This is a genomic window from Pseudonocardia ailaonensis (assembly GCF_039531635.1).
Classification (GTDB): domain Bacteria; phylum Actinomycetota; class Actinomycetes; order Mycobacteriales; family Pseudonocardiaceae; genus Pseudonocardia; species Pseudonocardia ailaonensis.
Map to the genome: position 1 here is coordinate 31,686 of NZ_BAAAQK010000025.1, position 20,435 is coordinate 52,120.

Here is a 20,435-nt window from a genome sequence, read left to right on the forward strand (position 1 = left end):
CGATGACGACACCCTGACCGGTGTTCCCCTCGGTGATCAACCACGCTTCCTGGCGGTTTACACGCTGTTTGCAGGAAGATCATCTCGCCTGTAGCTACTCCGAACGGCCTAGTGCTGGTCACCGGCCGGATCCCGCTCGTCCGGTTCGGAGGTCTCAGCGACACGGCTGCGAAACACAGCCGCAACCTGCGACACGACCGGGTGGGGCGGAGATCACCGCCCGGGGACGGTGATCTCGCCCTTCTCCGCCCGCAGGCCGATGTCCGTGCGGTGGTGCGAGCCCGCCAGGTGCACGCCCTCGAGCCGGCCGTAGGCCTCCGCCCGCGCCGCCGCGAGGTCCGCGCCGGTGCCGACGACGGACAGCACCCGCCCGCCCGCCGAGACCGTCGCGCCGTCGTCGCGGCGCCGGGTCCCGGCGTGCAGCACGCCCTCGCCGTCCCCGCCCGCGATGACGTCGCCGAGCCGCGGGGTGCCCGGATAGCCGTCCGCGGCCACCACGACCGTCACCGCGGCGCCGTCGCTCCACTCCAGCGGCGGCAGCTCGGCGAGCCTGCCGGTGGCGACGGCGTGGAGCACGCCGGCGAGCGGGGTGCGGAGCAGGGCGAGGACGACCTGGGTCTCCGGGTCGCCGAAGCGGCAGTTGAACTCGATGACGGACGGGCCGTTCGAGGTCAGCGCGAGCCCGGCGTAGAGCAGCCCGCTGAACGGGGTGCCGCGCTTGGCCATCTCGTCCGCCACCGGCTGCACGACCAGCCTGACCAGCTCGTCGGCGAGGTCGGCGCCCGCCCAGGGCAGCGGCGCGTAGGCGCCCATGCCGCCGGTGTTGGGGCCGGCGTCGCCGTCGCCCACCCGCTTGAAGTCCTGCGCGGGCAGCAGCGGGACCACGGCGGTCCCGTCGACCAGGCAGAACAGGGAGGCCTCGGGCCCGTCGAGGTAGGCCTCCAGCAGCACCGGGTGGCCCTCGTCGAGCAGGTGCATGGCGTGCGCCCGCGCCGCGTCCAGGTCCTCGCTCACCACGACGCCCTTGCCGGCCGCCAGGCCGTCGTCCTTCACCACGTAGGGCGGGGTGAACCCGGCCAGCGCGTCGTCGAGCCGCGCCGGGTTGTCGACGATCACCGAGGCCGCCGTGGGCACACCGGCGGCGGCCATGACGTCCTTGGCGAAGCCCTTCGAGCCCTCGATCCGCGCGGCCTCGGCACCGGGCCCGAAGCAGGCGAAGCCCGCGTCGCGGACGGCGTCCGCCACGCCCGCGACCAGCGGGATCTCCGGGCCGATCACGACCAGGTCCGCCGTCCAGTCCCGGGCCAGGGCCACCACCGCGGCCCCGTCGCGGACGTCGAGCCCGCGCTGTTCGGCCACGGCGGCGGTGCCGGCGTTGCCGGGGGCGCAGGCCAGCGCCGTCACCTGGGGGTCCTGCGCGAGGGCGAGGACCAGGGCATGTTCGCGGGCACCGCTCCCGACGACAAGTACGCGCACGGGAAGCGAGGATAGAGGGCCCGATTCGCCGACCTGTGCGCCGTTCATGCGATCGACGTCACCCGGACGCCCTCACGACCGTTGGGACAGGCAGCCTGGAGCACCTCCGCACGAAGGGAACCCCGTGGCCGACCTCGCCACCGCGCCGCTCGTCATCGCCCACCGGGGCGCGTCCGGCTACCGCCCCGAGCACACGCTCGCGAGCTACGAGCTCGCCGCCCGGATGGGCGCCGACTACCTCGAGCCGGACCTGGTCAGCACCGCCGACGGCGTGCTCGTCGCCCGGCACGAACCCGGCATCGGCCAGACGACGGACGTCGCCGCCCATCCCGAGTTCGCCGCCCGCCGCACCGTCCGCGAGATCGACGGCATCGAACGCGACGACTGGTTCGCGGACGACTTCACCGCCGCCGAGCTGCGCACCCTGCGCGCCGTCGAGCGGCTGCCGCAGCTCCGCCAGGGCAACACCGTCTACGACGGACTGTTCCCCGTCCCGACCTTCGACGAGATCCTGGAGCTGCGCGCGCGGCTGTCCGCGGAGCTCGGCCGCGAGATCGGGGTGTACCCGGAGACCAAGTCCCCCACCTACTTCGCCCGCCGCGGCCTGGCCTGCGAGCCCGCGCTGGTCGCGTCGCTGCGCGCGCACGGCCTGGACCGGGCGGACTCCCCCGTCTTCGTCCAGTCCTTCGAGACGGCCAACCTGCGCGCGCTGCGCACCGAGCTCCCGGTCCGGCTGGTGCAGCTGATCGACGCCCACGGTGCCCCCGCCGACCTCGTCGCCACCGGGGACCCGCGGACCTACGCCGAGCTGGTCCGCCCCGACGGGCTGGCGTGGATCGCGGAGTACGCCGCGGCGATCGGCCCCGCGAAGTCCCTGGTGCTGCCGCCCGGGGGCGCCCCGACCCCGCTGGTGTCCACGGCCCACGCCGTGGGCCTGCTGGTGCACGCCTGGACCTTCCGCAACGAGAACTCGTTCCTGCCGGAGAGCCGCCGGCGCACCGGTCGCGAGGCCGACCACGGGGACGTCCTGGCCGAGTACCGGGCCTTTGTGGACGCCGGTGTGGACGGTCTGTTCACCGACCAGCCGGACACCGCGCGCGTCGCCCTGGACCTCGTCGGGCGCGGACCGGCCGCCCGGACCGAGCTCGTCAGCTCCTGAGGGCCGCGAGGAGCAGGCCGGTCGTCTCCACCGGCCGCTCCTGGTGCGGGAAGTGTCCCGTGCCGGGCAGGACGTGGTGGGTGAACCCGCCCGCCGTCCAGCGCCGCGAGAGCTGCGCCGTGGACTCCAGCAGGCACGGATCGACCTCACCGTGGATCTGGACGACGGGCATCTCGGCGGGCCGGGCGACCGCGGCGGCGAACCGGCGGCCGTCGGCACGGAACTGGGAGCGCAGGGCCCAGCGGTAGTACTCGAGGCTGCAGTGCGCGACGGTCGAGATCCGCATGGCCTCGCGGTTGCGGCGCACGGCCTCCGCGAAGTCCGCGGTGCCCACCCAGTCCGGCCCCGACCAGGCCCGCATGATCCGCTCGACGCGGGCGCCGTCGTCCGTGCGCAGGGAGCGTTCGGGGCGGCGCGGGACCTGGAAGCCGAGCGCGTAGCGGGCGGTGGCGAGTCCCTGACCTCGGGGGTTGCGCGCGATCGCGCGGCGGACGGCCAGCGGGTGCGGCGCGTCGAGCACCACCAGCGAGCGGACCAGGCGGGGGTGCAGGGCCGCGACCGTCCAGGCGATCAGGCCGCCCCAGTCGTGCCCGACGACGTGCGCGCCCGGCTCCCCGAGCGCCCGGATCAGGCCCGCGACGTCCCCGGCGAGCGTCCACAGGTCGTAGCCGCGCGGCGTCTTGTCCGTGTCCCCGTACCCGCGCAGGTCGATCGCGACGGCCCGGAACCCGGCATCCGCCAGGGCGGTGAGCTGGTGGCGCCATGACCACCAGAACTCCGGGAAGCCGTGCAGCAGCACGACGAGCGGCCCCTCACCGGCCTCGACGACGTGTAGCCGGATCCCGTTGGCCGACACCGAACGGTGCGTCCAGGGGCCGGGGACGCGGACGACCGACGGCTCCGGACGGGCGCCCACCACCCGTCAGCGGCTGAGCTCGGGGGTGTCCGAACCGGACTTGCCGCGGTTGCCCAGCACCTGGGCGGTGTCCTTGAGGGACGAGATGGTGCGCTCCGGCTTGCGGATCTTCTTCACCCGCAGGTAGCCGATGAACGCCGCCGCGCCCGCCGCCAGGATCATCAGGCCGAAGACGATCCCGAAGGCCGCCGCCCGGTTGAGCCAGATCGCCAGCAGCTCGCCGATCGCGAAGAACAGGAAGAACAGGCTGAACAGCGCGATGACCAGGGCGACGATGAAGAAGATGCTGCCCTGCACACCCTTCTTGACCTCGGAGGTCACCTCCGCCTTGGCCAGCTCCACCTCGGAGCGGACCAGGGTCGAGACGTGCGAGGTGACGTCCCGGACGAGGTTGCCGATCGACTGGTCGGCGGAGCCGGGAGCGGGCTCCTTGGTCAGCGGGATCGAGGGCAGGACGGGCGGAACGTCCGTGCCGCTGGAGCTGGTCGGGGTGGCCACCGAGGGTCCCTCCTGCTGGGCTCATCGTCTGGATCGGCTCGATTGATCCTGCTGCTCGCCGCACCCGGAGGAGGTGAGGCGGAGGTCATCCTGTCACGTGGTCGGACGGGCTGCCCGGGCGGACGGCCCCTCCGCGGAGGACTTCCCCGGATCGTGCACCCCAACCCCCGTGAGTGCGGATAGTCGCTATGGCGACTATCGCCACTCACGAGGTCATTCGTCGGGGCGGCCGCGGAGCTTCTTGACGCGGCCGCGGCGGGTCTTGGAGTCGAGGCGGCGGCGCTGCGAGCCCTTCGTCGGTTTCGTGGCGCGGCGGGCGGGCGGGTCGGCCTTCGTCGCCTCCCGCAGCGCCTGCGCCAGCCGCTCCCGCGCCGCCTCCCGGTTGCGGAGCTGGCTGCGGGAGTCGCCCGCGGCGATCGTCAGCACGCCGTCGACCAGCCGCGGTCCCAGCCGGCGCAGGGCGCGGTCCCGCAGGTCGTCGGGCAGGCTGGGCGATCCCGCGACGTCGAAGCTCAGCTCGACCCGCGAGTCCGTGGTGTTCACACCCTGCCCACCCGGGCCCGACGACCGCGAGAACCGCCAGTGCAGCTCCCGTGCGGGCACGACGACCCCGCGGCGCACGAACACGCCGTCGGGATCGTCGCTGCGGTCGTCCGGGGAGGTCACGCGATCAGCATGCCGCACGGGCGTTGCGCACGAACGGCACTTTCGTTCGTGCCCGGTGAGCGAGCGGCACTCTCGTTCACACCTACGGAGCGAGAGCGCCGTTCGCCCACACGGTCAGTCCTCGCCCTTGCCCTCGTTCAGGCCCGACTGGATCAGGCTCATGACGGCCGAGTCGGCCAGCGTGCTCACGTCCCCGACCTCGCGGTTCTCCGCGACGTCACGGAGCAGCCGGCGCATGATCTTGCCGGAGCGGGTCTTGGGCAGCTCGTCCACGACCATGATCTGGCGCGGCTTCGCGATCGGCCCGATCTCCTTGGAGACGTGGTCGCGCAGCGCCTTGATGGCCGCCTCGCCCTTGGCCTCGTCCTTCGCGACGTTGCCGCGCAGGATCACGAACGCGACGATCCCCTGCCCGGTGGTCTCGTCCGAGGCCCCGACCACCGCCGCCTCGGCCACCGTCGGATGGCTGACCAGCGCGGACTCCACCTCGGTGGTCGAGATGCGGTGGCCGGAGACGTTCATCACGTCGTCCACCCGGCCGAGCAGCCAGATCGCGCCGTCGTCGTCGTACTTGGCGCCGTCGCCCGCGAAGTAGTAGCCCTGCTCCTCGAAACGGGACCAGTACGTCTCGCGGTAGCGCTCCTCGTCCCCCCAGATGCCGCGGAGCATGCTCGGCCACGGCTTGTCGAGGACCAGGTAGCCGCCGGAGCCGTGCCCGACCGGCGTGCCCGACTCGTCCACCACGGTGGCCCCGATGCCGGGCAGCGGCCGCATCGCCGAACCCGGCTTGGTGGCCGTGACACCCGGGAGCGGCGAGATCATGATCGCGCCGGTCTCCGTCTGCCACCAGGTGTCGACGATCGGGCAGCGCTCCCCGCCGATGACCTGGCGATACCACATCCAGGCCTCGGGGTTGATCGGCTCGCCCACGGAGCCGAGCACCTTCAGCGAGGAGAGGTCGTACTTCTCGGGGATCTCCCTGCCCCACTTCATGAACGTACGGATCAGCGTGGGCGCGGTGTAGTAGATCGTGACGCCGTACTTCTGCACGATCTCCCAGTGCCGGCCCTCGTGCGGGGTGTTCGGCGTGCCCTCGTACATGACGGACGTGGCGCCGTTGGCGAGCGGGCCGTAGACGATGTAGCTGTGCCCGGTCACCCAGCCGATGTCGGCGGTGCACCAGTACACGCTCTCGCCGGGCTTGTGGTCGAACACCGCGTCGTGGGTGTACGCGGCCTGGGTGAGGTAGCCGCCCGAGGTGTGCAGGATGCCCTTCGGCTTCCCCGTGGTCCCCGAGGTGTAGAGGATGAAGAGCGGGTGCTCGGCGTCGAAGTTCTCCGGGGTGTGCTCCTCGGAGGCCGCCTCGACGGCGTCGTGCCACCAGACGTCGCGGCCCTCGGTCCAGGGGACCTCGGTCTCGGTCCGCTTGACGACGAGGACGTGCTCGATCGTCGTCCCCTCGACCGCCTGGTCCGTGTTCTCCTTCATCGGCGCCGGCTTGCCGCGGCGGAACTGGCCGTCGCTGGTGATCAGCAGCTTGGCCTCGGCGTCCTCGATGCGGGCCTTGAGCGCACCCGGGGAGAACCCGCCGAACACCACGCTGTGCAGCGCGCCGAGGCGCGCGCACGCGAGCATCGCGAAGACGGCCTCGGGGATCATCGGCAGCTGGATCGCCACCCGGTCGCCCTTGCCCACACCCAGCTCGGCCAGCGCGTTCGCGGTCCTCGAGACCTCGCGCAACAGGTCGGCGTAGGTGATCGTGCGGGTGTCGCCGGGCTCGCCCTCCCAGTGAAAGGCGACCCGCTCGCCGTTGCCGGCCTCGACGTGGCGATCCACACAGTTGTAGGCGACGTTGAGCTTCCCGCCGACGAACCACTTGGCGAAGGGCGCCTGCCAGTCCAGGACCTGCGACCACTTCTCGCCCCACGACAGGCGGTCGGCCGCAGCGGCCCAGAACGCGTCTCGATCCGCGTCGGCCCGCTCGTACCACTCCGCCGTGGCGTTCGCCTGGCCTGCGAACTCCTCGCTCGGCGGGAAGCTCCGGCTCTCCGTGGAGAGGTTGTCGAGCGTCGCTCCGGACTCGGCCATCTTCTCGTGTCCTCCTCGTGCGCCTGGCGCGCGCGGCACCGCACTGAGCGCCGGCGCTCGTCGCAGTCGAACGTAGTGCTCCGCGGTCGCATGCGCACCGTCGGTACGGAGAGGGCCTCCCCCGTTCGGCGGGGACGGGAAACCCACCGACAGCACGGTCCTTCCGCTCGGGGAACCGATCACGCGCGCACGGGGCAGGGCCGCCGTGACCCGGCCCCGGTGGCAGCATGGTGGCCGTGCCCGCCCGAACGGACCCTCTCGCGCCGCTCCTCGATCTCCCCGGGGTGAGCGCGGCCGTCGCCGGTGCGCGGGAGGCGCTCGTCCCGGTGCACAACCACACGGTGAACCGGCGCGGCTGGCCGGCCACCTCCGCCGAGGCCGCGCTGCGCGGGGCGCGGGCCTCCGCCGCGATCGACGGTGCGCCGCTGCTCCCCGCCCGGGAGGAGCACGTCTCCGATCCGGTGCTGGCCGGCGCGGTCCGGGTGGCCGACGAGGCCGGCAGGCTGCTCGCCACCTGGAAGACGGCGCCGCTGCAGGCGCTCGCCCGGCTGCACGTGCTGGCCGCCACGGACCTGGTGGAGGACTCGCAGACGCTCGGCCGTCCGCGCGAGGGGACCTCCGCCCGGCTGTCGCTGCTCGCGGACCTCGCCACCGGGGGCACCTCGGTGCCTGCACCCGTGCTCGTCGCGGTGGTGCACGGTGAGCTTCTCGCGTTGCGGCCCTTCGGGACCGCCGACGGCGTGGTGGCGCGGGCGGCGGCCCGGCTGGTCGCGGTGGCCACGGGGTACGACCCCAGGTCGCTGGCGGTGCCCGAGGTGGGTCACCTCCGCCGGGCGGCGGAGTACCGGGCCGCGGCGGCGGGCTTCGCGGGCGGGACCGAGGAGGGTCTGCGCGCGTGGATCGTGCACTGCTGCGCGGCCTGGGAGACCGGGGCGCGCGAGGGGATGACGATCGCGGAGGCGCGGAACGTCTGACACATGGTTCGGGCGGTGCCCCTCCGGAGAGGGACACCGCCCGAGTCGCACGAGAAGTCCGGGTTCCAGGCGTGCACTACGTGTCGTGAGATGGCCTCGGCGCCCGGCGTCCCGGTACGCAGGCCCACGACGACATGCCTCCCGCGGCGTGCTGTGCGTGGAGGGCCCGTCCCCTCGTGCACGGAGCCTCGAGAGGGGGAGTCGGGTGCTTCTCTGCCGCACCGACCCTGGCCTTCCGTGGGTCCGTGGGGACAGTTCTACGCCGTGACGGGGGCCACAGCAAGGGTTTCGCCGAAGTGCACCGGTTCAGCAGCGGAGGGTGTCGATCAGGTACCCCGGACGCGACCCGGACGGCGGATGCGACGCCGCACGACGTCCGTCACCATGCCCCTGATCTGCGCAAACGTGCGGGCCGCGGACGGCGGCCCCAGATGCCCGCCGAGCCGATCGCCACGATTCCGATCCCGACGACCGCCAGCGCCAGGACGGTGGGCCGCCGGGCGCGCAGGGACACGGGACTACGGAACGTGAGGACGGGCCAGCCGCGTTCCGCGGCCTCCTTGCGGAGCGCCTTGTCCGGGTTGACGACCGTGGGGTGCCCGACGGCGGACAGCAGCGGCAGATCCGTGATCGAGTCGGAGTAGGCGCGGCAGTCCGCGAGGTCGTAGCCGCGCTCGGCGGCGATCCGCCGCGCCGCCGTGGCCTTCTCCTCGCCGTAGCAGTAGAAGTCGATCTCGCCGGTGTAGCGGCCGTTGCGGGCGGCCATCCGGGTCGCGAGGCAGCGGTCGGCGCCCACGAGCGCGGCGATCGGCTCCACCACCTCCAGCCCGGAGGCGCTCAGCACGATCACCTCGTCCCCCGCCGCGTGGTGCTCCGCGATCAGCTCGACGGCCTCGGCGTAGATCATCGGCTCGACGACCTCGTGCAGCGTCTCGGCGACGACCGACCGCACCTGCGCGACCTCCCAGCCGGTGGCGAGCGCGGTGATCCGCTTGCGCAGGAGGTCCATGGTGTCCTCGTCGGCGCCCGAGAGCAGGAGCAGCAGCTGCGCGTACCCGCTGCGCAGCACGGCGCGCCGGGAGATCAGGCCCTCCTTGCGGAAGGGTCTGCTGAAGGCCAGCGCACTCGACCCGGCGATGATCGTCTTGTCGAGATCGAAGAACGCGGCGCGGGGCGCGGGAGCGATCGGACCGGGCACGGCGGGGAGCCTGCCAGACCCGCCACCGGACCCCGCACATGGGACGACCCCCGCCAGGGGGGATTGGCGGGGGCCGTCGGGCGGTTCAGCCCCGGGGGGTCGAGCTGAACCTGCTCGGACACAGTCCGAGCCATCGACAACTGTAACCGCAACGAGCGCCCCACTGCCATGACCCGTTTCGCGTCCGCGGCGGGCCCGTGCGGGCGCGCGATCCAACCATGCGGCCCCGATGATCCACAGCCCCTCCGGCCTGCGCACGCCGAGTTGTCCACACCGCACCCAGGTTGTCCACAGCTGCGCGGAAACCCGCCCCGATCCGCCCCCGGGGCCGCACGCTCGTTCCCGGTCCCGCACACGGCGGGCCGCGGGGGTCACGGGAGCGGGAATGGGCGAGCGGACACTGCTGATGGTCGAGGAGCCGGAGCTGCTCGACGCGCTGTTGAGGCTGGCCGCCGCGGCCGGCTGCGAGGTGCACCGGGCGGCCGACGCCGCCGACGCGAGACGGCACTGGTCCACGTCGCCGTTCGCGGTGCTCGACGCGGCCTCCGCGATCCGCTGCCTGTCCGGGGGGCTGCCCCGGCGCGGCGGGGTCGTGCTGGCCGGGTTCGGGTCGGCCTCGGTCGAGGCGTTGCGGTGCGCGGTGGCGATCGGCGCGGAGCAGGCGATCGAGCTGCCGGCCGGGGAGGCCTGGCTGGTCGAACGGCTGGCCCGGGCGGCGGAGCTCGGCTCGGGCGAGGATCCGGGGCGGGTGCTCGCCGTCGTCGGCGGGCGGGGTGGGGCGGGAGCCTCCGTGCTGGCCGCGGCGGTGGCGGTGGTGTCCTCGCGGACCGGCGGCCGGACGTTGCTGGTGGACTGCGATCCCCTCGGCGGCGGGCTCGACCTCGTGCTGGGTGCGGAGGAGGTCAGCGGGCTGCGCTGGCCCGAGCTCACGATCACGGACGGCCGGGTGCCGGCCTCGGCCCTGCACGCGGCGCTGCCGGCCCCGGCGATCGGCCGCTCCCGAGGTGAGCTCGGGGTGCTGTCCTGCGCCCGGTCCACCTCCGGTCCCTCGGCCGCCGCGGTCGCGGCGGTGCTCGACGCCGGCCGCCGAGCCGGCGAGACGGTCGTCTGCGACGTCCCCCGATACCCGACGGACGCGGCGCTCGCGGCCCTCGCCGAGGCGGACCTGACGGCGCTGGTCGTCCCCGCGGACGTCCGGGCGGCCGCGGCAGCGGGCCGGGTGGCGGCGGTGCTGGCGGAGCAGACCCGGCGGGTCGGGCTGGTCGTGCGGGGCCCCTCGCCGGGCGGCCTCGCCCCCTCGGATCTCGCTGCGGCCCTGGACCTCCCGGTGCTCCCGGAGATGGCGCCCGAGCGGGGCCTGGGCCGGGCGATCGAGCAGGGCGTCCCGCCCGGCCGGGGGCGCGGCCCGCTCGCCCGTGCCGCCCGCGAGCTCCTCGTGGCGCTGCGGAACGCGGGACCGTCGGACGAGCTCGAGGCGCTGTGGAGGGCGTCGTGAGCGCGGCGCTGGTCGATCGGGTGCGGGCCCGGCTCGCGACCGACGGGCGGGAGCCCACCGCGGCCGCCGTCGCGCAGGCGGTGCGCGCCGAGTCGGGCGGGGTCGCGTCCGATCTGGACGTTCTGGCCGCGCTCCGGGTACTGCGGGAGGAGTTCGTGGGCGCGGGGCCCCTGGACGGCCTGCTCCGCGATCCCCGCACCACGGACGTGCTGGTCTCCGGGGGCGGCGAGGTGCGGGTGGACCGCGGCGCGGGGCTCGAACCCGTCGCGGTCCGGCTGCCGGACGAGGCCGCCGTCCGGCGGCTGGCGCAGCGGCTCGCCCTGGCGGCCGGCCGCCGCCTCGACGACGCGAGCCCGTACGTCGACGGCTGGCTCGCCGGCAACGGCGTCAGGCTCCACGCGGTGCTCGCCCCCGTCGCGGCCGACGGCACCTGCCTGTCGCTGCGCGTGCTGCGCCCGGCGGCCCACGACCTCGGCTCCCTGGCTCGCCTCGGCACCCTCGACCGCACGGCGGAGGCGCTGGTCCGGGCGGTGGTCGCCGCCCGCCTCGCGTTCCTCGTCTCGGGGGGCACCGGTTCGGGGAAGACCACGGTCCTGGGGGCTCTCCTCGGTGCCGCCGACCCGGCCGAACGGATCCTGACCGTGGAGGACGCCCAGGAGCTGCGGCCCCGGCATCCCCACGTCGTCCGGCTGGTGGCGCGGCCGCCGAACATCGAGGGCGCGGGCGGGGTGTCACTGCGGGACCTGGTCCGCGAGGCGCTCCGGATGCGGCCGGACCGGGTCGTGGTCGGCGAGGTGCGCGGGGCCGAGGTCTGCGACCTGCTCGCCGCGCTCAACACGGGGCACGACGGCGGCGCGGGCACGGTCCACGCCAACTCCGTCCGGGAGGTCCCGGCGCGCATGGAGGCCCTCGCCGCCCTGGGCGGGATGGACCGCGCCGCTCTGCACAGCCAGCTCGCCGCCGCGGTGCAGGTGGTCCTGCACATGCGCCGGATCCCCGGTGGCACACGGGTTCTCGAGGCGGTCGGCGTCCTGGTCCGGGACCCGGCCGGGGTCTGCGTCCGCCCCGTCTGGGAGCGGGTCCGGGGCTGGACCACCGACCGCCCGCTGTTCGCCGAGCTGCTGGCCGAGCGCGCGGTCCCCCTCCCCTGGTCCGATCTGTCCACACAAGATTCGGTCTCCTTCCGATGACCCCCGCGACCTGCGCGGCGCGCGGCCACTCCCCGACCGCACCGCTGCCCCGGACACCCCGCCCGGACGCGGGACGGTCATCGTGAGCGGCGTCCTCGCGGTGCTGGCGACCGCGGTGCTGTGTGCGCCCGGATCACCTGCCCGGCAACGGGTTCGAGCGCTCGGGCCCGCGGCGTCCCGGCGCGTCGTCCGGCTGCCGCCGGCCCGGACCGGCGTGATCGTGGTGGGGCTCGGGATCGGCGCGCTGGCGTGCGGGATCGCCGGTGCCGTCGCGGGCGCGGTCACCGCGGCGGTGCTGTGGAGGCGGCGGGAGCGCGCGGCCACGCGGGCCCGGACAGCCGAGACCTCCACGGAGCTCGCCGACTCCCTCGCCCGGATCGTGGAGGAGCTGCGGGCGGGTGCCCATCCGGCGGCGGCGCTGGACGGGGTGCGCTCGGACGGGCCGCGCGCCGCCCTCGCCCTCGGCCCCGCAGCCGCGGCGGCCCGCCTCGGCGACGACGTACCGGCCGCCCTGGCCCGCACGACCGGGCCGGCGTCGGCCGATCTGCGCCGGGTCGCCGCGGCCTGGGCACTCGCCGACCGGCACGGGGCACCCCTGGCCCAGCTGCTGGCCGGAACGCTCACCGACCTGCGCTGGCGGGTGGCGTTCGAGGGCCGGGTCCGGGCCCGGATGGCCGGCCCCCGGTCCACAGCGACCGTCCTCGCGCTCCTGCCGCTGCTCGGCCTGGGCCTCGGCCACCTGCTCGGCGCCGACCCGATCGGGGTCCTGCGCGAGGGCGTGCTCGGCCAGGTGCTGGTGCTCGCCGGCACCGCCCTGCTCCTGGCCGGCCTCGCCTGGGCGGACCGGATCGCGGCAGGACCGGTGTCGTCATGAACAGCGGTTGGTCGGTCGCCGCGGCGGCTCTCGCCGGGGCACTGCTGCTCGTGGGCTCGCCCGGGCGACCGCGCCTGCGGTCCCTGATCGGGGGCGAGGTCACCGCGGTCGTCCCTCCGCCCGCGCTGCGACGCCGGTGGCTCGTCGTGGCCGGGAGCGCGGTCGCGCTCCTGGGGTGGGTCGCCGCCGGCGGGACCGGGGGTGGCGTGGGTGCGGTGATCGTCGGGCTGGGGCTCGGTGGAGCTACCGGTGCCGGCCTCGTGACGGCGGCCCGCCGGGTCGCGCGCCCGCGGGCCACGGACCCCGGCGGGCTCGCCGCGGGCTGGGAGCTGCTGGCAACCTGCCTCGACTGCGGCCTGCCGGTCACGGCGGCGGCCGAGGCGGCCGCGATCCGGATCGACGGTGAGGTCGGCGCCGGGCTGCGGCGCGCGGCAGGGCTGCTCGAGCTGGGATCGGCACCCGGCGAGGCGTGGCAGGCGGTCGCCACCGTGCCCGGCCTGGAGGCGTTCGGACGCGCGGCCCTGCGTTCCGCCGACACCGGCGCGGGTCTGGCGCGGGTCGCCCGTGCCGAGGCGACACGGCTGCGGGCGGGCCTCTCCGACGCCGCCGAGGCGAAGGCCGAACGCGCCGCGGTCCTGGTCGCGGCACCCCTCGGCCTCTGCTTCCTGCCGGCCTTCCTCGCCCTCGGGATCGCGCCGGTGGTGATCGGCCTGGCCGGGGAGGCCCTGGCCCGATGGTGAGCCCCTCCACCCGGACGGTCCCGTACCGCGCCCGCGGACCGTGAACGTCGCCCATCCGACATCCCCCACACCGATTCGAGGAGACGCCATGTCCATGTCCCCGCTCGCCCGCCCCGCCACCTCTCGCGACGATTTCCGGCCGCGATCCATCCGCTTTCCGACCGGCGCCCCGGATGGCGTCGCCCGTGACTCGCGGCTCCGCCGGGCCCGCCGGAAGGTGCTGCAGCGCATCCGGTCCGCGCTCCGCCGCATCCGGAGGACGGACTCCGGAATGTCCACTGTCGAATACGCGATCGGGACGCTCGCCGCAGCGGCGTTCGCCGCCGTTCTGTACACGGTCGTCAGCGGCGATTCCGTGGTGACCGCACTGACCGGGCTCGTGCAGCGCGCCCTGTCCATCACGTTCTGATGCGCGAGGCCGAGCGCGGAGCGATCACCGTCGAGGCGGCGATCGCGCTCAGCGTGCTGACCCTCGTCGTGCTCGCCGCGCTCGGCGCCCTCGCGAGCGTCGCCGCGGCGGTCCGCTGCGGCGACGCCGCCCGGGAGATGGTGCGGCTGGCGTCCCGCGGCGAACCCGAGCGGGGGCGAGCTGCGGCGGTCGCGCTGGCGCCCACCGGCGCGACCCTGGCCCTCTCCGTCGAGGGTGACGAGGTCCGCGGGCTGGTCACCGCCGCCCCCGTCCCGCTGTTCCCGCTCACGATCAGCGGCGTCGCCACCGCCCTGCTCGAACCCGGCGTCGCCGATCCCGGACCGGCGACATGACCACCCGGCACCCGGACGACCGGGGATCGGCGACCGTGTGGGCGGCGATCGCCGCCGTGGCCCTGCTCGCGTGCACCGCGCTCCTGACGGATCTCGGCAGCGCCGCGCTCGCGCGGCACCGCGCCGAGGCCGCGGCGGATCTCGCCGCCCTCGCCGCGGCCGGCCGTCCCTTCGACGCCCCCGGCGAGGCTAGCGGTGGATGCGCGGCGGCGCGGCGCGTCACCGACCGCATGTCCGCGGAGCTGGTGCGCTGCACCCTCGACGGCTGGAACGCCCTGGTCGAGGTCCGGGTGCACCGATCCTGGTCGCTGCTCTCCGCCGACGCCGCCCGCGGCCGGGCCCACGCCGGCCCGGTCACCGCCGCGGCCGCGACGGACCGGGCGGCTGCCGAGGACGCGACTGCGCGGCAGCCCGCGGACCAGGGCGAACGACCCGACGATGACGGTCCGGCGAACGGTGCCGGCGGGGCGGGCGTCGCGTTCCTCCCGCGCAGCCGGCTCGGTCGCCCGTCCGGCCTGCTCAGCGTCCTCGTTCGTCGTCGGGGGCGCACCGATCGGCGACGGTCGCCGGCCCCGGGGCTCCGGCCCTCAGGCCCGCAGGGCCCCGATCACGATGTCCAGGACCCGCACCGCACCCGCCTTGTCGAGCGGCGCGTTCCCGTTGCCGCACTTTGGCGACTGCACGCAGGAGGGACACCCCGTGCGACAGCCGCAGTCCCGGATCGCCTGCCGGGTGGCGCGGAGCCAGCGCTCCAGCACCGCGTGCCCCCGCTCCGCGAGGCCGGCGCCGCCCGGATGCCCGTCGTGCACGAAGACGGTCGGCAGGCCAGTGTCCTGGTGCAGGGCGGTGGAGAGGCCGCCGATGTCCCAGCGGTCGCAGATCGCGAAGAGCGGGAGCAGCCCGATCGCGGCGTGCTCCGCCGCGTGCAGCGCGCCCGGCACGTGGGACGGCTCGATCCCGGCGGCGGCCAGCACGTCGTCGGCGATCGTGTACCAGACCGACCGGGTCTCGAGGGTCTGTGCGGGCATGTCGAGCGGGACGGTGTCGAGCACCGTGCCGTCCGGGGTCCGGCGCTGGTAGGCGACGACCTGCCCGGTCACCCGCACGTCGCCGAAGAAGACCGACACCGGGCCGTGGTCGCTGCGCTCCCGCACCGCGACGATCTCGACGTCCGACGTGGAGCGGGCGTCCGTGCGCCAGTTCGGGTCCTCCGCGTGGACGAGCGCGACGCCGGCGTCGAGATCCAGCTCGTCGACCACGTAGCTCTCGCCCCGGTGCAGGTAGACCGCGCCCGGGTGGGCGGTGCCGGGCGCCGAGGCGCCGTCGGCGGTGCCGAGCATCCGGCCGGTCCCGGCCTCCACGAGCGCGACCTGCCCGAGTCCCGAACCGCGGATGTCGACCGAGCCGGCGGGCTTCTCCCGGGTGCTCGGCCAGAACCAGCCGGCGGGCCGGCGGCGCAGCACCCCGTCCTCCACCAGCTCGGCGAGGACCTCCTCCGCGGCGGCCCCGCCGAAGGTCGACTCGACGTCCTCGGCGGTCAGCGGCAGCTCGGCGGCGGCGCACACGAGCTGCGGCGCGAGGACGTACGGGTTCGACGGGTCGAGCACGCAGGCCTCGACCGGCGCGCCGATCAGCGCCCGCGGGTGGTGGACGAGGTAGGTGTCCATCGGATCGTCCCGGGCCACGAGGACGACCAGCGCCTCGTCCGACGCCCGGCCGGCCCGTCCGGCCTGCTGCCAGAACGAGGCCCGGGTGCCCGGGAAGCCGGCGACGACCACGGCGTCCAGCCCCGCGATGTCCACGCCCAGCTCCAGCGCGTTGGTGGTGGCGACCCCCAGCAGCTCGCCCCTCATCAGGGCCGCCTCCAGGGCCCGCCGCTCCTCGGGGAGGTAGCCGCCCCGGTAGGCGGAGATGCGGGGGACGAGATCCGGGTCGATCTCGGCGACCAGGCGCTGCGCGCTCAGGGCGGTCGTCTCCGCGCCGCGCCGCGAGCGCACGAACGCGAGGCTGCGCGCGCCCTCGAGCACCAGATCGGCGAGCATCCGGGAGGACTCCGTGGACGCGGGCCTGCGCACGGGCGCCCCGTTCTCCCCGGTGAGCTCCGGCAGCAGCGGGGGCTCCCAGAGCGCGACCGTGCGCCCGGCGCTCGGCGAGCCGTCCTCGGTGACGGCGACGACCTCGCGGCCGGTCAGGGCCGACGCGAACTCGGCGGGGCGGGCCACGGTCGCCGAGGCGAGGACGACCGTGGGCGCGGCCCCGTAGCGGCGCGCCACCCGCAGCAGCCGGCGCAGGAGCAGCGCGACGTGGGAGCCGAACACCCCGCGGTAGGTGTGGCACTCGTCGACCACGACGTACTCGAGCCGGCGCAGGAAGGTCGCCCAGCGCGCGTGCCAGGGCAGCACCGAGCGGTGCAGCATGTCCGGGTTGCTGAAGATCCAGCGGGAGTGGTGGCGCGCCCAGTCCCGCTCCTCCATCGAAGTGTCGCCGTCGACGGGCGCGGGGCGGACGCCGGGCAGGTCGAGCGCGCGCAGCGACCGGAGCTGGTCCGCGGCGAGGGCCTTGGTCGGCGAGAGGTAGAGGGCCGTGGCCCGCGGGTCCGCGTCGAGCCGGGCGAGCACCGGCAGCTGGTAGACGAGCGACTTCCCGGACGCCGTGCCGGTGGCGACCACGACGTCCCGCCCGGCGTGGGCATGCTCGGCGCCCTCGGCCTGATGGCTCCAGGGTCGCTCGACACCGGCGGCCCGCAGCGACCGGACGACCGCCGGGGGCGCCCAGCCGGGCCAGTCCACCGGCCGGCCGGCCCGCGGCGGCAGTCGCACGGCATGGCGCAGGGGCATCTCCGGGGCGACCGGGTCCGCGAGATCCGGGTCGAGGCCCGGATCGTCGTCCTCGGCGAACCCGGGCGGCAGCTCGCCGTCCGCGCCCAGCTCGAGGACCGGCACGTCCGGATCGACCCCGGAACCGGCCAGGACCCGGCCGAGCAGCTCCAGCCCCCGGGCCGAGCGCGGCGCCGGCCCGTCGACGAGCACGGCGGCACCCGATCCCTCGCCGATCGGTTCGCGCTGCACGGTTCCGAGGCTCGCACACCGCACCGACAACTCCCGCGGCACGGCCCGGACCACCACGAGACCGCTCGCGCGGGCGGGGCGGCCGCTGGGAGCGATGTGTCGACCATCGCTCTCACCTGCGGATCGGGCTCCGACCTGTCTGTGTTTTCGATCACCTACCTCCCCCGAGCACCGGGGTGGCGTGGATCGCAGGTGCGACATCGGACACAATCCCCTGCACTGCGTGTGTCCGTCGGCCTCCGGCGGGTGTGCGCTCGACGTCAGGGATGCCGTCGGCCCCAGCCCGAAAGGTCTCCCGGCGCGCCCCAATGCAACTGGAGGACGAATGCCCACAGAGACCCTCCGCCTCGGAGTGGGGGATCAAGTAGTCGTCGGGGTGGTGGCCGTCGTCGCACTCGCGGCCCTGGCCATCGGCTACATGCTGCTCCGAGAGGTACTCGCCGCCGGCGAGGGCACCGAGAAGATGCGCGAGATCGGCGCCGCGGTGCAGGAGGGCGCGCAGGCGTACCTCCGCCGCCAGTTCCGCACGCTCAGCGTCTTCGTGGTGATCGTCTTCCTGCTGCTCTTCGCGCTGCCGGCCGACGACATCGGCGAGCGGATCGGCCGCTCGATCTTCTTCATCATCGGCGCCGTCTTCTCGGCGACGATCGGCTACCTCGGCATGTGGCTCGCCACCCGGGCGAACATCCGGGTCGCCGCGGCGGCGCGCGAGGAGGGCGGCCGCGAGAAGGCCACCCGCATCGCGTTCCGCACCGGCGGCGTGGTCGGCATGTTCACGGTCGGCCTGGGCCTCTTCGGCGCCGCGATCGTCGTGCTCGTGTACGCCGGTCAGGCCCCGAAGGTCCTGGAGGGCTTCGGCTTCGGCGCGGCCCTGCTGGCGATGTTCATGCGTGTCGGCGGCGGCATCTTCACCAAGGCGGCGGACGTCGGCGCGGACCTGGTCGGCAAGGTCGAGCAGGGCATCCCCGAGGACGACCCCCGCAACGCCGCGACCATCGCGGACAACGTGGGCGACAACGTCGGTGACTGCGCCGGCATGGCGGCGGACCTCTTCGAGTCCTACGCCGTCACGCTCGTCGCGGCGCTGATCCTCGGCTCCGCGGCGTTCGGCCTGCAGGGCCTGCTCTTCCCGCTGATCATCCCGGCCATCGGCGTGATCACGGCCGTCATGGGCGTCTACACCACCCGGGCCCGGGTGGGCGAGAACAGCCTCAAGGCGATCAACCGCAGCTTCTACATCTCGGCCGTCTTCGCCGGGGTGCTGTCGATCGTCGCCGCGTACGTCTACCTCCCGGGCACCTTCGCCGGGCTGACCAACTCCACGGTCGGGAACCTGCCCGGGGACCCGCGCCTGATCGCGTCGGTCGCCGTGGTCATCGGCATCGTGCTCGCCGGCGTCATCCTCTGGCTCACCGGCTACTTCACCGGCACCGAGGACAAGCCGGTCCAGGACGTGGGCAAGTCCTCGCTCACCGGTGCGGCGACGGTCATCCTGTCGGGCATCTCGATCGGCTTCGAGTCCGCCGTCTACACCGCGCTCGTCATCGGCGCGGCCGTCTACGGCGCGTTCCTGCTGTCCGGCTCGATCGTGGTGGCCCTGTTCGCGGTCGCCATGGCGGGTACCGGCCTGCTGACCACCGTCGGCGTCATCGTCGCGATGGACACCTTCGGCCCGGTCTCGGACAACGCGCAGGGCATCGCGGAGATGTCGGGCGACGTCGACGGTCCCGGCGTCGAGATCCTCACCGAGCTCGACGCGGTCGGGAACACGACGAAGGCCATCACCAAGGGCATCGCGATCGCGACCGCCGTGCTCGCCGCGACGGCGCTCTTCGGCTCCTACCGCGACGCCATCGGTCAGGCCCTGCAGAAGGCCACCGGCCAGGCGACGAACGCCGGCACCGCGTTCGCCAGCGAGGTGTTCAACCCGAACACCCTCGTCGGCGTGATCATCGGCGCGGCCGTCGTGTTCATGTTCTCCGGCCTGGCGGTCAACGCCGTGACGCGCGCCGCCGGCGCCGTCGTCTACGAGGTCCGGCGACAGTTCCGCACCCGGCCCGGGATCATGGACGGCACGGAGCGGCCCGAGTACGGCCGCGTCGTGGACATCTGCACCCGGGACTCGCTGCGCGAGCTGGCCACCCCCGGCCTGCTGGCGATCTTCGCGCCCATCGCGGTCGGGTTCGGCCTCGGCGTCGGCCCGCTGGCCGGCTACCTGGCGGGCGCGATCGCGAGCGGCACCCTGATGGCGATCTTCCTCGCCAACTCCGGTGGCGCCTGGGACAACGCGAAGAAGCTGGTCGAGGACGGCAACCACGGCGGCAAGGGCAGCCCGGCCCACGAGGCCACGGTCATCGGCGACACCGTCGGCGACCCGTTCAAGGACACCGCGGGCCCGGCGATCAACCCGCTGATCAAGGTCATGAACCTGGTCTCGGTGCTCATCGCGCCCGCCATCGTCGTGTTCAGCGTCGGCGACAGCGCGTCGGCCCCGATCCGCATCGCCATCTCGCTCGTGGCGCTGGCGATCATCGTGGTGGCGGTCGTCGTGTCGAAGCGGCGCACCTCGTCGATCCAGGAGACGCCGGCGGACGCCACCGTCGGCTGACCGGGGCCGGTCGGCGATCCCGACCGGTCCTCTCGACCGCCCCAGGAGGCCGCTCGTCCGCACCACGGACGGGCGGCCTCCGTCGTGTCCGGGGGTCTCGCTACGGTTCCTCCGCAGGCAGGAGCAGGAGGAGAAGCATGGTCTCGTGGTGGCGCAGGGTGCTGCCGGTGCTGGCGGTGGGTGCGCTCCTCGCCGGGTGCGGCGGCGCGAGCGAGCAGCAGACCGTCGACTGGGCGAACGGGCTGTGCACCTCCTACGCCGGCTTCCGCGAGGCCGCGATCGTCGGCCCGGCCGCCGCGTCGGACGTCCCGTCGCAGGCCCGCAGCCTCTCGACCTACCTCGGCACCACGGCGGCGGCGCTCGACAAGGCGCTCGCCGACCTCGACCGTCTCGGCGCCTCCCCGGTCTCCGGCGGGGACCAGGCCGTCACCCGGTTCCGCAGTCAGCTCGGCGGCTACCGCACCGCGTTCCAGCAGGCCAAGAGCCAGGTCGACGCGCTGGACCTGCGCGGGTCCGGCCTCGCCGACCGGCTGAAGAACGCGGTGGCCCCCGTGCTGGCCCTGCAGGACACCACCCAGGACCCTCTCGCCGGCCTCGATCCCGCGGTCACGGACGCGGCCGGCAAGGCCCCTGCCTGCCAGAACCTCAGCACGCTCGGCACCGGTGCCACCGGAGGCCGCTGACCCCTCACGTACTGTCGAACGCATCCGCTCCCCGGGTCCC

General features: G+C 74.7%; 17 protein-coding genes and 1 pseudogene. 11 read left to right on the forward strand and 7 right to left on the reverse strand.

All coding sequences use genetic code 11. The annotated features are described in order from the left end of the window. Positions 1–213 precede the first annotated feature (213 nt). Positions 214–1,476, reverse strand: coding sequence for a phosphoribosylamine--glycine ligase (gene purD, locus ABD324_RS29300; protein ID WP_344424328.1), 1,263 nt, complete (start codon positions 1,474–1,476; stop codon positions 214–216). Positions 1,477–1,600: 124 nt separating this feature from the next. On the opposite strand from purD, the gene ABD324_RS29305 reads away from it, so the two are divergent. Then, positions 1,601–2,635, forward strand: a complete 1,035-nt coding sequence (locus tag ABD324_RS29305) for a glycerophosphodiester phosphodiesterase (RefSeq protein ID WP_344424331.1) — start codon at positions 1,601–1,603, stop codon at positions 2,633–2,635. Here the strand turns inward: ABD324_RS29305 and ABD324_RS29310 are convergent. From ABD324_RS29310 to acs, 4 genes are all read right to left on the reverse strand, one after another. Then, positions 2,625–3,551 (reverse strand): alpha/beta fold hydrolase, encoded by a 927-nt coding sequence (locus ABD324_RS29310; RefSeq protein WP_344424334.1) that lies wholly within the window; start codon positions 3,549–3,551, stop codon positions 2,625–2,627. The genes ABD324_RS29305 and ABD324_RS29310 overlap by 11 nt on opposite strands. A gap of 6 nt (positions 3,552–3,557) precedes the next feature. Then, the gene (locus ABD324_RS29315; protein WP_344424337.1) at positions 3,558–4,049 is read right to left on the reverse strand and encodes a phage holin family protein; all 492 of its coding nucleotides are present in this window, start codon (positions 4,047–4,049) and stop codon (positions 3,558–3,560) included. A gap of 213 nt (positions 4,050–4,262) precedes the next feature. Then, on the reverse strand, positions 4,263–4,715 hold the full coding sequence (gene arfB, locus ABD324_RS29320) for an alternative ribosome rescue aminoacyl-tRNA hydrolase ArfB (protein WP_344424340.1): 453 nt from the start codon (positions 4,713–4,715) through the stop codon (positions 4,263–4,265). A 114-nt stretch (positions 4,716–4,829) separates the two neighbouring features. Then, positions 4,830–6,803, reverse strand: a complete 1,974-nt coding sequence (gene acs, locus ABD324_RS29325) for an acetate--CoA ligase (protein WP_344424342.1) — start codon at positions 6,801–6,803, stop codon at positions 4,830–4,832. Between the two features lie 227 nt (positions 6,804–7,030). Between acs and ABD324_RS29330 the strand changes: the two genes are divergently transcribed. After that, positions 7,031–7,777 carry an oxidoreductase gene (locus ABD324_RS29330; protein ID WP_344424344.1) on the forward strand — a complete coding sequence of 249 codons (747 nt, stop codon included), beginning with the start codon at positions 7,031–7,033 and terminating at the stop codon, positions 7,775–7,777. Positions 7,778–8,156: 379 nt separating this feature from the next. Here ABD324_RS29330 and ABD324_RS29335 read toward each other — a convergent pair whose 3' ends face one another. Next, positions 8,157–8,975, reverse strand: coding sequence for an HAD family hydrolase (locus tag ABD324_RS29335; RefSeq protein ID WP_344424346.1), 819 nt, complete (start codon positions 8,973–8,975; stop codon positions 8,157–8,159). Positions 8,976–9,360: 385 nt separating this feature from the next. On the opposite strand from ABD324_RS29335, the gene ssd reads away from it, so the two are divergent. The 7 genes and pseudogenes from ssd to ABD324_RS29370 all read left to right on the forward strand — a co-directional run. Beyond that, positions 9,361–10,470, forward strand: a complete 1,110-nt coding sequence (gene ssd / locus ABD324_RS29340; protein ID WP_344424348.1) for a septum site-determining protein Ssd — start codon at positions 9,361–9,363, stop codon at positions 10,468–10,470. Further along, positions 10,467–11,660, forward strand: coding sequence for a TadA family conjugal transfer-associated ATPase (locus tag ABD324_RS29345; protein ID WP_344424351.1), 1,194 nt, complete (start codon positions 10,467–10,469; stop codon positions 11,658–11,660). The genes ssd and ABD324_RS29345 overlap by 4 nt, the downstream gene beginning before the upstream one ends. An 82-nt stretch (positions 11,661–11,742) precedes the next feature. Next, positions 11,743–12,534 (forward strand): type II secretion system F family protein, encoded by a 792-nt coding sequence (locus ABD324_RS29350; RefSeq protein ID WP_344424354.1) that lies wholly within the window; start codon positions 11,743–11,745, stop codon positions 12,532–12,534. Then, complete coding sequence (locus ABD324_RS29355) at positions 12,531–13,274, forward strand: type II secretion system F family protein (RefSeq protein WP_344424357.1); 744 nt, start codon at positions 12,531–12,533, stop codon at positions 13,272–13,274. Before ABD324_RS29350 ends, ABD324_RS29355 begins: the two co-directional genes overlap by 4 nt. Positions 13,275–13,368: 94 nt before the next feature. After that, positions 13,369–13,683: a DUF4244 domain-containing protein gene (locus tag ABD324_RS29360; protein ID WP_344424360.1), complete on the forward strand. Its 315-nt coding sequence runs from the start codon at positions 13,369–13,371 to the stop codon at positions 13,681–13,683. After that, entirely contained in the window at positions 13,683–14,036 is a 354-nt protein-coding gene (locus ABD324_RS29365; RefSeq protein WP_344424363.1) for a TadE family type IV pilus minor pilin, read from the forward strand. Before ABD324_RS29360 ends, ABD324_RS29365 begins: the two co-directional genes overlap by 1 nt. Continuing rightward, positions 14,033–14,377: pseudogene (locus ABD324_RS29370) on the forward strand (Rv3654c family TadE-like protein); the annotation flags it as partial. The gene ABD324_RS29365 and the pseudogene ABD324_RS29370, both read left to right, overlap by 4 nt. A gap of 246 nt (positions 14,378–14,623) precedes the next feature. Here ABD324_RS29370 and ABD324_RS29375 read toward each other — a convergent pair. Beyond that, positions 14,624–16,873, reverse strand: coding sequence for a DEAD/DEAH box helicase (locus ABD324_RS29375; RefSeq protein ID WP_344425494.1), 2,250 nt, complete (start codon positions 16,871–16,873; stop codon positions 14,624–14,626). Between the two features lie 556 nt (positions 16,874–17,429). On the opposite strand from ABD324_RS29375, the gene ABD324_RS29380 reads away from it, so the two are divergent. Both ABD324_RS29380 and ABD324_RS29385 read left to right on the forward strand, forming a co-directional pair. Next, the gene (locus tag ABD324_RS29380) at positions 17,430–19,712 is read left to right on the forward strand and encodes a sodium-translocating pyrophosphatase (RefSeq protein WP_344424366.1); all 2,283 of its coding nucleotides are present in this window, start codon (positions 17,430–17,432) and stop codon (positions 19,710–19,712) included. A gap of 137 nt (positions 19,713–19,849) precedes the next feature. After that, positions 19,850–20,395, forward strand: coding sequence for a hypothetical protein (locus tag ABD324_RS29385; protein WP_344424369.1), 546 nt, complete (start codon positions 19,850–19,852; stop codon positions 20,393–20,395). Positions 20,396–20,435 lie beyond the last annotated feature (40 nt).

Excerpts from the sequence above, each read along its gene's own strand:
- acs (WP_344424342.1), bottom strand. The coding sequence starts at position 6,803 with ATGGCCGAGTCCGGAGCGACGCTCGACAACCTCTCCACGGAGAGCCGG.
- ABD324_RS29330 (WP_344424344.1), top strand. The coding sequence starts at position 7,031 with ATGGTGGCCGTGCCCGCCCGAACGGACCCTCTCGCGCCGCTCCTCGAT.
- ssd (WP_344424348.1), top strand. The coding sequence starts at position 9,361 with ATGGGCGAGCGGACACTGCTGATGGTCGAGGAGCCGGAGCTGCTCGAC.
- ABD324_RS29355 (WP_344424357.1), top strand. The coding sequence starts at position 12,531 with ATGAACAGCGGTTGGTCGGTCGCCGCGGCGGCTCTCGCCGGGGCACTG.
- ABD324_RS29360 (WP_344424360.1), top strand. The coding sequence starts at position 13,369 with ATGTCCCCGCTCGCCCGCCCCGCCACCTCTCGCGACGATTTCCGGCCG.
- ABD324_RS29365 (WP_344424363.1), top strand. The coding sequence starts at position 13,683 with ATGCGCGAGGCCGAGCGCGGAGCGATCACCGTCGAGGCGGCGATCGCG.
- ABD324_RS29375 (WP_344425494.1), bottom strand. The coding sequence starts at position 16,873 with ATGCCCCTGCGCCATGCCGTGCGACTGCCGCCGCGGGCCGGCCGGCCG.
- ABD324_RS29380 (WP_344424366.1), top strand. The coding sequence starts at position 17,430 with ATGCCCACAGAGACCCTCCGCCTCGGAGTGGGGGATCAAGTAGTCGTC.
- ABD324_RS29385 (WP_344424369.1), top strand. The coding sequence starts at position 19,850 with ATGGTCTCGTGGTGGCGCAGGGTGCTGCCGGTGCTGGCGGTGGGTGCG.